The sequence below is a fragment of the Paenibacillus sp. BC26 genome (assembly GCF_900116125.1).
Classification (GTDB): Bacteria; Bacillota; Bacilli; order Paenibacillales; family Paenibacillaceae; genus Paenibacillus_Z; species Paenibacillus_Z lignilyticus.
The window spans coordinates 2,149,709-2,163,151 of the sequence record NZ_FPAD01000001.1 but is presented as its reverse complement, the minus strand read 5'-3'; the positions used below and the strand labels follow the sequence as shown (position 1 = coordinate 2,163,151).

The 13,443-nt window shown below is 49.0% G+C and carries 13 protein-coding genes; 1 reads left to right on the top strand and 12 read right to left on the bottom strand.

Going from position 1 to position 13,443, the window contains the following annotated elements:
* The first annotated feature begins 84 nt into the window (after positions 1-84).
* A complete protein-coding gene (locus BM412_RS09365; RefSeq protein WP_091216706.1) occupies positions 85-501 on the top strand; it encodes a VOC family protein in 417 nt (138 codons plus the stop codon).
* Between the two features lie 97 nt (positions 502-598).
* On the opposite strand, the gene BM412_RS09360 is transcribed toward BM412_RS09365, so the two are convergent.
* The 12 genes from BM412_RS09360 to BM412_RS09305 form a co-directional block, all read right to left on the bottom strand.
* On the bottom strand, positions 599-2,059 hold the full coding sequence (locus BM412_RS09360) for an aldehyde dehydrogenase family protein (RefSeq protein WP_091216703.1): 1,461 nt from the start codon (positions 2,057-2,059) through the stop codon (positions 599-601).
* Between the two features lie 43 nt (positions 2,060-2,102).
* Positions 2,103-2,231 (bottom strand): DinB family protein, encoded by a 129-nt coding sequence (locus BM412_RS31800; protein WP_256256362.1) that lies wholly within the window; start codon positions 2,229-2,231, stop codon positions 2,103-2,105.
* Between the two features lie 40 nt (positions 2,232-2,271).
* Complete coding sequence (locus BM412_RS09355; protein WP_091216701.1) at positions 2,272-3,405, bottom strand: Gfo/Idh/MocA family protein; 1,134 nt, start codon at positions 3,403-3,405, stop codon at positions 2,272-2,274.
* Positions 3,406-3,547: 142 nt separating this feature from the next.
* Positions 3,548-5,599 (bottom strand): helix-turn-helix transcriptional regulator, encoded by a 2,052-nt coding sequence (locus BM412_RS31795; RefSeq protein ID WP_143111582.1) that lies wholly within the window; start codon positions 5,597-5,599, stop codon positions 3,548-3,550.
* 190 nt (positions 5,600-5,789) lie between these two features.
* A complete protein-coding gene (locus tag BM412_RS09345; protein WP_091216698.1) occupies positions 5,790-6,623 on the bottom strand; it encodes a PPK2 family polyphosphate kinase in 834 nt (277 codons plus the stop codon).
* Between the two features lie 195 nt (positions 6,624-6,818).
* Positions 6,819-7,718 (bottom strand): response regulator, encoded by a 900-nt coding sequence (locus BM412_RS09340; RefSeq protein WP_091216696.1) that lies wholly within the window; start codon positions 7,716-7,718, stop codon positions 6,819-6,821.
* Between the two features lie 5 nt (positions 7,719-7,723).
* Positions 7,724-9,031 (bottom strand): ATP-binding protein, encoded by a 1,308-nt coding sequence (locus tag BM412_RS09335; protein WP_091216693.1) that lies wholly within the window; start codon positions 9,029-9,031, stop codon positions 7,724-7,726.
* A gap of 24 nt (positions 9,032-9,055) precedes the next feature.
* Entirely contained in the window at positions 9,056-9,706 is a 651-nt protein-coding gene (locus BM412_RS09330; protein WP_091216691.1) for an amino acid ABC transporter permease, read from the bottom strand.
* Positions 9,707-9,756: 50 nt separating this feature from the next.
* Positions 9,757-10,410: an amino acid ABC transporter permease gene (locus BM412_RS09325; protein WP_091216688.1), complete on the bottom strand. Its 654-nt coding sequence runs from the start codon at positions 10,408-10,410 to the stop codon at positions 9,757-9,759.
* A 75-nt stretch (positions 10,411-10,485) separates the two neighbouring features.
* Positions 10,486-11,337 (bottom strand): transporter substrate-binding domain-containing protein, encoded by an 852-nt coding sequence (locus BM412_RS09320; RefSeq protein ID WP_091216686.1) that lies wholly within the window; start codon positions 11,335-11,337, stop codon positions 10,486-10,488.
* Positions 11,338-11,403: 66 nt separating this feature from the next.
* On the bottom strand, positions 11,404-12,132 hold the full coding sequence (locus BM412_RS09315; protein WP_091216683.1) for an amino acid ABC transporter ATP-binding protein: 729 nt from the start codon (positions 12,130-12,132) through the stop codon (positions 11,404-11,406).
* Between the two features lie 661 nt (positions 12,133-12,793).
* Positions 12,794-13,402 (bottom strand): hypothetical protein, encoded by a 609-nt coding sequence (locus BM412_RS09305; RefSeq protein WP_091216677.1) that lies wholly within the window; start codon positions 13,400-13,402, stop codon positions 12,794-12,796.
* Positions 13,403-13,443 lie beyond the last annotated feature (41 nt).

Below are 13,443 nucleotides of genomic sequence, written 5' to 3'. Positions count from 1 at the left end.
TGAGCTTGGACGGTTTCATTTTATTATCCATATGGTTTGACATCCAATTTATCATAATGCTACTGTATACGAGAGGTGATTGGGATGGCAGAAACAGCCAAAAGTATGTTTGTTAATTTACCGGTAAAAGACCTGAAGAAATCGATTGCGTTTTTCACCGCGGTAGGCTTTGCATTCAACCCCAACTTTACTGACGACAATGCAACTTGTATGGTCATCGGAGAAAACATTTACTCCATGTTGTTGGTTGAAGAGTATTTCAAGACCTTCACCCAAAAAGAGGTTACCGATGCAGCCAAAACGACCGAAGTCTTAATTGCATTAATGGTCGAGAGCCGCGATCAAGTGGACAAGTTAGTTGACAACGCGATTGCAGCTGGTGGCCATATTGCCAAAGAAACACAAGATCTCGGCTTCATGTATCAGAGAAGCTTCCTAGACCTAGACGGTCATCATTGGGAAATCGGCTTTATGGATGAAAGTGCGATCCCGCAAGGGTAAGTCATTTCGAGCTAACTTGTACCACATACGTAGAGATGGTGCCGTTGCGGCATCATCTCTTTTTCTTGCGATTGAAGGCTGATCGTAAGGGTATTCATTAAAAAGGGAAGTCACGATACTTCGTCTGGATCGATACCCACTTGTAGACCGTTAACTCTTCGATGATCCACGGAGAACCAAATCTGCCAATGCCAGACCCTTTAGTTCCGCCAAACGGAATATTCCCCTGACAGTTGACGGGTTGATCATTAACATGAGTCATGCCCGAATCAATTTGAAGCGCCAATCGTTCTCCTGACTGTAGATCGCCAGTAAAAATGGAACTGCTTAATCCTGATTCTGACTCATTAGCTAATTCAATTGCATGTTCGTCGGAGTCTGCTTTAATAATCAAGGCAATCGGACCAAATAACTCGGTTTGTGCTAATTTGCTTGAATTGTCAACATTAACAATTACATATGGAGTTAAGATATTTCCAATCCTCTCGCCTTCAAGAGCAAATATGACCCCCGCTTCTTTCGCTTCATTTACAGCTTGCAGAGCTCTTTCCAGTTGACGCTCGTTTATCATGGGTCCGATTACCGTCTGCGGATCTCGAGGATCACCATACTTAAGGTTCTTCGCTTTCTCCGCAAATTTGGAAACGAAATCCTGATACAGAGTTTGGTGTACAATTATTCGGTTCGCAATCATACAAATCTGACCTTGATGTAAAAACTTCCCAAATATAGCTGCATCTACTGCTCTGTCTACGTCGGCATCGGATAATACCACAAGTGGGTCGTTGCCTCCTAATTCCAAAGCAACTCGCTTTAGATTTTTACCCGCAAGTTCTCCCACATGCCTGCCGACCGCCGTAGATCCTGTGAAACTTACAAATCCGGGAATTGGATTGATTATCATTTCATCGCCGATTTCTGATATATCGGTCAGAATCACATTAAACACGCCAGCCGGAAGTCCGGCTTCCTCAAAGGCCTTCGCAAGGATGGAACCACCTGTTAACCCAACCTGTATATCGGGTTTGTGAACGACGGAATTGCCCAGCGCAAGTGCCGGACCTATCGTTCTTGTGGAGAGGTTCATAGGGAAGTTAAAAGGTGATATAGAGGAAATTACGCCAATCGGCATACGATAAATTCGATTCACTTTACCATCGACGGTAGTGCCTACTTCCTTAACTTTCTCCATTTCATCCGCCATGTTTATAGCGTCTTCCAAATCGGCAATAGCCGTCGAGTGTTCTCCGTAGGCTTTAAGGTGAGTACCGCCCGTTTCTCTAATAATGACACTAACAATCTCGTCGCGATTTTCCTTTAAGTAATCGACCGCTTTTTGAATGATGACTTTTCGTTGGACCGCCGATGTTTTTGCCCAAGATTTCTGAGCTTCCTTAGCCAGTTTAAAAGCTTCTTGCAACTGACTTATTGTGGCCAGACGGACTTGAGTAATGACTGAATTGTCATAGGGATTCCGAATATCATAAGTTCGATCACTCAAGCCTTCCGTCCATTGCCCGTAAATAAAACTCTTGTTCAAATATTCATATTTGGACATAATCATACTCCCTTTAGCCATATTCGAGATAACGATTACGGTTTTAATTAACTATTGCAACCATTTGATAGATTTGTCCCCTATGATGTGACTCATGTTCGATGAGATGGTAGATAGCCCACTCAGGCGTTACATCGTAATGCGTCCGAACAAACTTTTTCTTCTCATCTATTCCTCCACTTCTTCATCTGCCCAGTCATGGATCTTATGCATCAACAATTTGCGGTTAAATCCGTCCACCCGCTGCCATTCCGAATCGCTTCGATGATTCTTTGGTCGCGAAATCCTTCTCGGAAGGTGGGATAAGACTGATGAGGCTCATTCTTGACGTCAGCAACAAATGACCGGAAGAAAGCATCCCATTTCTGTTGTTCGCCGTTTCCTGCAGCCGGGAATCCTTCTAATAGCCGATCCGGTACGCTTTTGGCTTCAACTCCATTTGGTCCGGCAATGCTTACCTCATAACCAAAGACGCCTCTGGCATCAATTGTGCCTTGATTGCCGTAGATGCGGAGATACGGATATGAAGGAGAGAACGGCATCATAGAATCGAATTGGATGACGCAAGTAATCGGCTCTCCTGATGGAATACGGTACTCCAGCATGGCATGAAAGGCAGTATCTGAGGTAACCGTTCTCCACTCCACCTCGGCGACCGACTCATCGCTCAGTCTGGCAAAGGATTGCCGGAAATCATGAATGTCACCAATTACAGGTGCTTTTCCCCTGCCAATTCGCGCTTCCCCCATGACACGTATCGGGTCGGAACCGATTATTTTGGTCAGAATCCCCAGATAGTGCGTCAACGCATTATGCAGCGCCCCTCCGCCTAAATTAAGATCGCTTGACCATGTCCATGGAGAATTCAAATGAAAGAGCGGGACGAAGACGGAAATTTCAACAGCTTTTACGAGCCCGATCGTATCTTTACGAACTAATTCTTGAATCCATGTTACAGAGGGATCATAAGCTTGAGTGGCTGCGTAAGCATGCTTCACGCCGGCCTGTTCAATCGCATCCAGCATGCGCTTTGCTTCGACAGACGAGGTAGCAAGCGGCTTCTCGCAGACGATACTCGCTTTTTGTTTAATTGCTTCTAGGATGACTTCCTCCCGTAACGATGCCGGCGTTGCCAATGAGACGATATCCGGCTTCAGCTCTCGCAATGCTGCGCGCCAATCAACCGATGCCTCGGCAATTTGAAGACGAGCGGCCACCTCTTTCACTACATCTGCGTTTCTAGCGCATATCGCGGCCACCTCGACTCCGGCGTTCCTCAATCCTAACGTATGACCTTCACCTGCCCAGCCTGCACCGATCACAAGCGCTCGAAGTGGTTTGGTCAATTGGAATCACCTCCGTTGTCTTATCGTTGGGTTCAAATTCCGTCTGTAAATACAGTGTAGTCTTCGGGCCGCAAGCAGGGAATTATACGAAAGTTGTATTTGAGTCGAATGATTGGTTGACTTCCACTAACCATGCTTAAATTCAATTTCGCGGTGCTCCTTTATAGAGATTGATGAGCTGCACGCGATTTTTAATGCCCAGCTTTTCGAAGATGTTCGACAGGTGCTTCTTGATGGTAACCTCGCTTAGGTAAAGATCACGAGCGATTTCTTTGTTGGAGCCTCCCTTCACCACCTCCTGCACGACCTCTCTTTCTCGTGGAGATAATCGTTCCAGAACGTCCGTACGCTCGGTTTTGGCTGCGAATGACAAGCCAAAAGAAGAGATCATCTTTTCCATATAAGGAAGAATTTTTTTGCCTCTCGTATCCATGACATAATAAGGCGTCTGCGTCTCTCCATCGTAATCGCTGTGAACGATTTCATCTATTTTGTCCATGCCCAAGCCCGTCAAGATAGCTTCCGAAACGGGATTGGCGGTAGGAGAAGCCACCACATAACCTGCGGTCAGGATGTAGGTAATAAACGTGGAGATTGAAGCCTGCATGACGCTTTGGTCAAAGTAATCCAAGACATCGACAGCAAGCACGAAATAGCCGGATTTTGTATGTGCGGGAACCGATAACCCTCGTCTCTCGGCATCCGTGAGCTGATTGAAATAGGCGGCGGAGACGGGGCTGGAGCGCAAATAACTCATGGTGCGCATATTAATGGGGATGCTGACCAGGAGACCGTATACGGTCCCTTCCTCGTTTCGAATCAGCTTTATACAGGCGGGATCAAGCTCGTATAGAGCTTTTAATTGGATTTGGTTTAAAATGCTGAGGTTTTCTTTAGCCGTCATAAAATAAGTGGCTTGTTCGTTTGTTGACCGGTCTATATAAGGGACATAGCCGTCCTTAGCAGTATCTTGGCGGCGGTTGATATAATTCTCCGCTTCCGCCCAGTTTGCCGGATGCAGCTGTTCCAAGCTGTAGGTGATCGATTGTCGATTTAACAGAAACTGGATAAAGTGATTGCCGATGTAAAATAACATCTCGGCGTTCTCCCATGCAGTCATGACGCTCTTGGAGGATCGTTTTATTTTGTCGGAGAAGTAAGCAATGGAGCTTAGCCAGAGCTGATGATAATAGTCCGGACTACGCCTGCGGAACTCGAATCCAATGGCATCTCGCAGCAAATCATGCAATAACCAACCACGTTCTACCCGCTGCATGAATGAAAAGGAGGTTAACGTACGGAATTGCTCGCTCGTGACGTGTTTTCCCAGCACCTCATTCAGCAGCTCGTGATTGAAATGATGCAGAACCGACGCGGCTTCCACGATTGTCCTCATGTCCGGTTCGGGAACTTCTTGCAGCCAGACCGCGACGACGTGCGCAAACACATCGCTTTCATCCGGAGATTGTTGTTGCGTTTGAGTTGAAGCCCTGGCTAGCATCGTAGAAACGAACAACGATAGCGTCAATGGATGCCCTTTTGTCCTTGACCAAATTTGATACATGTCAGTAGGAGACATCATGCCGCATAATTGCACATACTTTTGCACCGCATTATAGTCCAGTTCTGACAGCGGCACGCTGCTAATGTGATGACGCCATCCCGGAGATGCCAGCCAAGTGCTTTGCATCGGGAATCTGCCGGAAATGATCACGAGGATATTCGGAACCAAATGAGGCAGTAATCTTTCTCTTAGCCAATGTTCTGCTTCTCCGATCGCTTCGAACGTATCGAAGGCCAAGACGAATTTGCCGCCGTTCGCGTTGGAACGGATTACATTGACACAAATCTCGGTTATGTCATCGAACGTCGCCGCAGGCTGGATGTCTTGATTAGGATAATGAAATGCGTTTAACAGATGTAAGCAAACGTCTCGCGGATTTCTAGGCAGAATGCGGCAATCAAACAAAATGTATGTTGCGCCTGCCGAGACCGAGATTCTACGAAACTCATTCAACAGGTAACTCTTCCCTACTCCGCTTATCCCATGAAGATGAAGAATTCCTCCGGCAATCGGATTTGCGTGCAACCGATCTTGAAACATGCGGGCTTCACGTTCTCTCCCTACAAGGAAGAGTTGTTCCATGCGATCAATAGCTGTTAATTGCGGAAGCGGGGAATCCTTATCTCTCATTGCTCATATCCTCCTATGCCTGAACGAAAACAGTCAGCCGATCAATAGTGTATGACTGACTTTTGAAGAGTATTTCTATATTTTCCTCTATTTTCCTCCTGTGTCGCTTGACAGTTAACCGGTAGTAATCGTTACGGGAAATACAGCAAATAAAAAAGGCAACTGATCTGCTGATCGGTTGCCTTTGTATTTACGATTGGGACAAGGAGGCATTGGACTGAAGCTGCTCCAGAAGCTTTCGTGTTTCGATGTCCGGTTCCGGATAAGAAAGGTCCAGCTTCTCCAAGGAACTTATTATAGTCCGAAGCACCAAGTAGTCGCGGAACCATCGTTCATTAGCCGGGACGATATGCCACGGAGCGTGATGGGTTGCCGTATGCCGGAAGACATCTTCGTATGCGTCAATGTATGAATCCCAGTAATCCCGCTCTTGGAGATCGCTTGGATCGAATTTCCATAGCTTCTCCGGGTTGCTCAGCCGTTCGCGGATTTTCTCGAGCTGAAATTCAGGCGAAATATGCAGGAAAAATTTAATCAGCAACACGCCATTGTTCGTTAGAAGCTTCTCGAAATGTCGTATATGTTTCATCCGAGTTGCTGCTTCCTCGTCCTTGATTAAGCCGTGCACCCGGGTAATGAGCACATCCTCATAATAGGAACGATTAAATGCGGTAATGTAGCCTTTGGCAGGGACAACCTTATGCGTTCTCCATAAGAAATCATGAGCAGACTCTTCAAGCGACGGTTTCTTAAAACTCTCCGCCCGAAAGCCCTGAGGATTCAGGTTGGCCAGTACCTTCTTGATGACGCCGTCCTTCCCGCTGCAATCCATCCCTTGGAATAAAACGAGCACTCCATTCGTCTTCGAAGCAAACAACTTGTCCTGCAGATTGCGAAGCTTCCGTTCCATGTGTTCGAACTCTTCTTGAATCTCTTCTTTGCTAACAAAGCCGCCTGTATCGTTCGGATCGAAGTGGCTCAGACCGTGCTTGACTGCTTTGGTCAGCCGATAGTTTTTCAACATAAGACACCTCCTCAGACACTTTCTTTAATTCTACAAACTTAACCATACGTCCTAAAATTGAATCGAGAGGTGCATTTTTTTAGATAATTATCCCACATTATGTACGTTGATATTCAACTTGTTGTTATGAAAGAAGCCCGCGATTTACGCGGACTTCATGCTAGGAATACGATTTTCAGTATACTGACTCTTCATTTACTGACTCTTCATTTTATCAAGCGTCTCCAAGTACAGCACTTGAAGAAATTTCTTGATATTGACTTTGCGCTTCTCCTGCGGGCATTTCTCGTCGATTTCTCGCATCTTGAGACGCACGTCCTCGAAGTCGAAATAAAGCGGCGCGTAATGCTCGAACTTCGGGTGGCTGTAATCCGTGAGCCCGATGCTTGCCAAGTTGGATAAAGCGGCGATGACGGTCCGGCGGACGCGCTGCTCGACCGCCTTCCCTTCCTTCTCGATATCGCCGCCATCCGGCTTGCTCTCCCGGGCTCCGACCTCGTACAGCGCTTTCAGCGGTGGAAGGCCCCCGCCTTGATGCCGTTGAATCAGCCATGACATCATCGTGATGATGTCATGGCTTCCACTCTCCCCGATGATGCCCATGTCCATTAAGATCATCCGTATGATTTCTTTGGCATCGAATTTCTTCCGCGCGCCGGCTGGCTCCGAATTCAGGCCATCCAGCTTGGCGATCGACTGTTTGATTTCCTTCAGATAACGGGATAATCGCCATTGCTCGCATACTTTGCCGAGCACGGCGTTGACTTCTACCCGGTTAATCGGCTTCTGGATATAAAATTCAATGCCCGCTTGATAGGCTTTGCTGATCATTTCTTTGTTCTCGATCTGGGAGATCATGACATACTTGCCTTCGTACCCATCCTGTTTCAGCTTCGCGATCGTTTCTATGCCGTCCTGGTCCGGCATCAACAGATCGATGAGCACGACATCCGGGTTCTCGTCCAATACAAGCCGTTTCCCTTCAACGCCGCCCGCCGCCATTCCGACCACCTCGCCGACGCCGCCTTTCTCGATAATCGTCTGCAGCATCCGCCTGCTTACCGCATCGTCGTCAACAATACAAAACGATAGCATTGCACCTACACTCCCTTCTTCAACCTCACGGTGGGAAAAGCCGCAGCGAACGTGGTTTCAGCTTCCCGCCCCGGTTCCGTCAGGAGGAGCCTGCCCGTAAAAGAGCCGACGATATCGCGAACATGCGAGAGGCCGATGCCGGTCGCCGCGACGCCTTCCTGATTGAATTTGGTCGTAAACCCGGGTTCGAATACCATATCCTTATCCTGTTCGGCGATCCCTGTCCCCGTATCGCTGACGATAAACAAGGTATTTCCTTGGCGTTCGATTACGCGTATGCGTATCGTTCCATGCCGCTCAATCGCTTCGACCGAGTTGGCCGTCAAATTGTTAAGCACGGTAATAAGCGGGATGTAGTGAGCGGTCAGATAATCGATGCCGACATCCTTCTCGATCCGGACCTCTTTCTTAAGCATCCGGCTGTATTCGCCGTTCGACTTTCCCACAAGCTCGACGATCTCAGATATGGTCATTTCCGGGGCGCTCTCCAAGTCTACCAGCTTCATGAGTCCCGCCAGAATGCGCTGAGAATCCTTCTTCACCTCGTGAATCTGCTGGGTAATCCCGAGAACGGACCGGCCATGGCCGTACAGTCCTTCCTTGTTCAGTAAACCGTATAGATCGTGGCTCTTGGCGGTAATTTGCTCGATCACATCCATCGATTTGCGCAAATAGAAGACCTCGCCATAGAGCCCGCTGCCGACACTAATCATTTGTTCGATCCGCTTCTGCTGTTCGGCGTGCACGCTGCGCATTTGGTGCACGGCGATGCTGCTGTAGATGCCCGTCGTAAAGTAGCTGCGCACCACGGCAATGACCGAAATCAGCATCCACTGATTGGTTTGAAAATACGGCAGTCCGAAAGCGACGCTGCGCATCAGCAGCTCCGCTTCATTAGAGACAATGTCGATCAGCGACACGCATGCGCCGAGAATAAGCGGATTCAATTGATTGATACTGCGTTGAATGAGGGCCATTCCGGCCCCGAAAACCACGTAAAAGAGCATGGCGGAGAAGTGCGTCTTCACGCTGTCGAGTAGATAGAAGGTACCGGCCGAGGCAGCACCATCGAACGATACCCGAAACAGCAGCACCGTCGCACCTGCGGCGATCCCCGTCCGCCAATAAGGCAGATGGTTCATCAATAGAAGCAGGAACAGAAAGGCGCTGCAGCCAAGACCGATGCGAAAAACCTCGCCGATGAACGGGTTAATCTTGAACTCCCCGGCAACCGCTACGACGATGGCGACGATGGTAATTTGCATGCTTTCGGATTTGGACCAATTTTGTATGGCTATAGGAATGACTCCCATCAGGATTCTATGATCCTCGGATGCTTAGCCCCATTTGTTTTCCAGCCTCCTAGCCGCAAGCGACAACGCGTAATTGACCGCGAAATACAAGACGGCCACAAGCACCAGAATCGGAATGGTATAATTGTAATCTTGCGCGATGACGATCTTCGAATGATGCATGAGTTCAGGCAGCGAGATAACGATGGCAAGCGACGTGTCTTTAAGCAGGGAGATAAACTGGCTCACGATCGGCGGTACCATGCGCCTCAGTCCCTGCGGGAGCACGATATGCCAAACCGTCTGCGTATAAGTGAGACCCGACGAACGGGCGGCTTCGACCTGGCCTTTCGGGATGGAGCTTAGTCCGCTGCGCACGATTTCCGAGATCATGGCGGCTTCGAATACCGCCAGACCGAAGATGGCCGAGCTCATGACCCCCAGCTTGAGACCGACGTCCGGCAACGCGAAATAAGTGAAAAACAAGATCAGTAACAGCGGCAAATTCCGGATAAACTCGACAAGCACGCCGAGGAGCCGGGATACGACCGGAATTCTCATATAACGCAGCGTTCCGATGATGCTGCCCAGCACGAAGCTTAGCACGATCGCGACAAAAGCAACCCAGAGCGTGATGCCGAAGCCTTTCATGATGAAGATGAGATTATGGTAAGAGAAAGCGCCAGCTATGTCCATCCGCCGATCCTCCTAAAAGTTAGTCTCGAATTTTGCGTTTCGCGGCATTTCTATCCGTTCTTGGCCAACTTTCGTTCGAGCTGCAAAGCCGCGAAGCTTAATGGAAGAGTCAGCACGAGATACAGCGCTGCGACGAAGATATAGGTGTCGAAGGTTGCATAAGTCTTGCTGGCCACCTGATCGCCGTAATACATCAGATCGAACCCGGCGAAGACGCCGAGAATGGACGAATTTTTCACGAGGTTAATGAATTGGTTGCTAAGCGGGGGAATGACGATTTTTATCGCCTGCGGAAGCACAACATGGCGCATCGTTTGCATGTACGTCAATCCCGACGCTCTGGCTGCCTCCGTCTGTCCGGACGGAACGCTCATGATGCCCGCACGGATTGCTTCCGCAACGAAGGAAGCCGTATATACCATTAGACCGACCGTACCGCAGATGAATCCGCTTAACGTCACGCCGACCGAAGGCAAGCCATAATAAAACACAAAAACAACCAGCAGCAGCGGTATATTCCGAACGAACTCGACGTATGCCGTCCCGATCCACCGCAACGGCTTGACGGACGAAATACGGAATACGGCGATGATCGTCCCAAGAGCGAAGCTGCCAAGCAAAGCAATGACGCTCGCCCAGATCGTGTTGCCGAACCCTTTCATATAAATTCCGAAATGGTCCGTAAATATCGAGATGTCCGGCATGCTATCCCCTCCAGCTATTCCAGCTATACAGAAGATGGGTGGCGCTTGGCCACCCATCCTGTCGTTCGCAATCCTCTATTCCCCGGACGGGGCTTTACCGATCCATTTCTCGTACAGCTTGTCGTATTCGCCGTTGTCGTGCAGCTTCTTCAAAGCGTCGTTGACGCTGTTCAGAAGATCGGTTGCGCCTTTCTTGATCGCGATGCCGTACGGCTCGTCGGTGAACGGCTCCCCGACCACCTCGTAGTTCGGATCCTGAACGGCCATGCCGTACAATATCGCGTTGTCGGTCGTCAGCGTGTCTCCCTGACCGGCTTTGAGCGCGCTGAACGCGTCCTGGTAGTTGTCAAACTCCAGAATGGTCGCGTCCGGCACCTTTGCTTTGATGTTGTCGACCGAGGTCGAGCCTTTCACGGCCAATATTTTCGTGCCTTTCTTGATATCGTCGATGCTCTTGATCGGACTTCCCTTCTTCACTAGAAGAGACTGGCCCGCCTTGAAATACACGTCGGAGAAATCGACTTCTTTCTTGCGCTCCTCCGTAATGGTCATTGTGGCCACGATCATATCGATATCGTTGTTATTCAACATCGGAATACGCGTTTTGGAAGTGACTTCCTTAAGCTCGATCTTAGTCTCGTCGCCGAGAATCTCCTTGGCAAGCGCCTTGGCGATGTCGACGTCGAAGCCTTCTACGTCGCCACTTGCCGGATCCTTCAGGCCAAACAGCTTCGTGTCGTACTTGACGCCGACGACGAGCTTCCCTCGGCTCTTGATATCGCCCAGCGCCGACGCCGTCTCAGTCGGCGAGCCTCCGTTCGTTTCTCCGTTGTTGTCTCCTCCTTCGTTGCTGCCGCATCCGGTCAATAAGACCGTGGATAGAAACGTCAGTACGATGCCGAGCGTCATCCAATTTCTTTTCTTCATCACTTAAAACCCCTCTCCGTTATGGGATTGCATGGTCCGGTAACATGGTACTAATGTGCACAGCCGTTAATGACGCAGCACGCGTTTGAGAAACAAACGTGCCCTCTCTTCCCGAGGCTGCTCGAAGAATTCCTCCGGCGGAGAGATTTCGACGATTTGCCCATTGTCCATAAAGACGACACGATCCGCTACTTCCCGCGCAAAACCCATCTCGTGGGTAACGACGACCATCGTCATCCCTTCGTGCGCCAAGGTCTTCATGACGTCCAGCACTTCGCCGACCATTTCCGGGTCGAGCGCGGAGGTCGGCTCGTCGAAGAGCATGATCTTCGGCTTCATGGCCAGCGCCCTGGCGATTGCCACGCGCTGTTGTTGTCCCCCGGACAGCTGCGAAGGAAAAGCGCCCGCCTTGTCATCGATGCCGACTTTCTCCAAATACATCCTTGCCGTATCCGCCGCTTGGGGCTTCGGTATGCTGAGTGCCTTCATTGGAGCGAGCGTAATATTGTCGATCACTTTCAGATGGGGATAGAGATTGAAGTGCTGGAACACCATGCCGATTTCCCGCCGCAGCTTGTTGATGTCGGCTTTCTTATCGGTGACGTCGACGTCATCAACGGTCAGACTTCCGCTTGTAATCGCCTCCAGCTTGTTGATGCAGCGAAGAAGGGTGCTCTTCCCCGAACCGGATGGCCCGACCACAACGACAACTTCTCCCTGCTCAATTCGCAGATCGATGCCTTTAAGCACATGAAAGTCGCCATAATGTTTCTCCACTTGCTTAAATTCAATCACCGCAATCCCCCCCTTATCGTTGTCTATCACCTCTCTGATGGACTGGTTATGCTTGGTTAGATCACCCGTTGTGTAGACAACGATAACGGTAACCTACGAAATCCTAACGAATCCTACAGGAAACTCATGATTTATTTTACAAATGAGTGCGATTCTCCCATAATGACAGCTTGTCTTGAGCAAATGACTAGAACTTTCGCGCACAAAAAAAGCCGCAAGATATGCGGCTTCGTTGGACGATCATCTCCATTTTTCCTTTATTTGTCTTCTTAATTCGGCGTTCTCCAATCGAAGTTTCTCGAGTTCGCTTCTTACCGCGCGCATTAATGAATTCAGCCCGAATCCGGTCATGAACAAAACCAGACCAAATATAGATACGCTTCCTACCGTTAATTCTAACAAAAAAAAGACGATGCCAAGCGAGATGAGTATGAGCGAAATGATTTTTACGCTTCTTAACGAATCGTACATGATAAGGCCACTCCATTCAAAAGACGCCGTTTCTTTAAGGTATTCGCTTCATTTGATTTGATAATATCCTATGTGCGTGATTTCAAATTGTGTCCAGCTATCCTCACAGCGTCGAGCACTAGCAAAGAAGGAGTGACGCCGATTGCGACACTCCTCCTAAATGACAACTAGCATGAAATTAGTGGCGTTCCTACGATCTCCTGGACCAAAGATTTTGATACAATCCCGTGACCGTCAGCCGAACTATACCTGTTTCGCTTAAAGTGATCGCATCCTTCTGATACGCATCGTTCGGAAATAAGTAGAAAGAAAATTCATCCCCGTCCTTGTAATTAAGTCCGCCGGTGCCGTACGTAGAGCTCTCGTACACATTCCCTTTATATTCGGCCGTCATCTTCGCAGTCATCTCGGTTGTGAACTCATGCTCGCCTACCGTCTTGTGATGCGTGCCTGAGATTAATGACGCTCCGTTATGCGAATAAGTTCCGGCTGCCCGAAATCCGATCCGGTACCCTCCACCTTGCACGCCGGCGTTATCGATCCACATGACATAAATTCGGTGAGCACCGTCATTGTACAGCTCTTTACCTATGTTGCTTTCCAAATCGGCCAAATCGACGGAAACGGAATACTTTCCCGTAACGGCATACCCGTGTTTATCTGTAAACTTCTCCGTGTTATTCGCGATATCCGCCATTTGAATCGTCCATGCAGCCGGCAAGCCGACCAGCCAATAATATAAAAAAACAACAGCGGCCGCACCGATAATCGTACTGAATAATTTCGTTTTGCGTTTCATTAGACCCTCCGAATCTGTTAAAAAATAACGACTCTATTGTA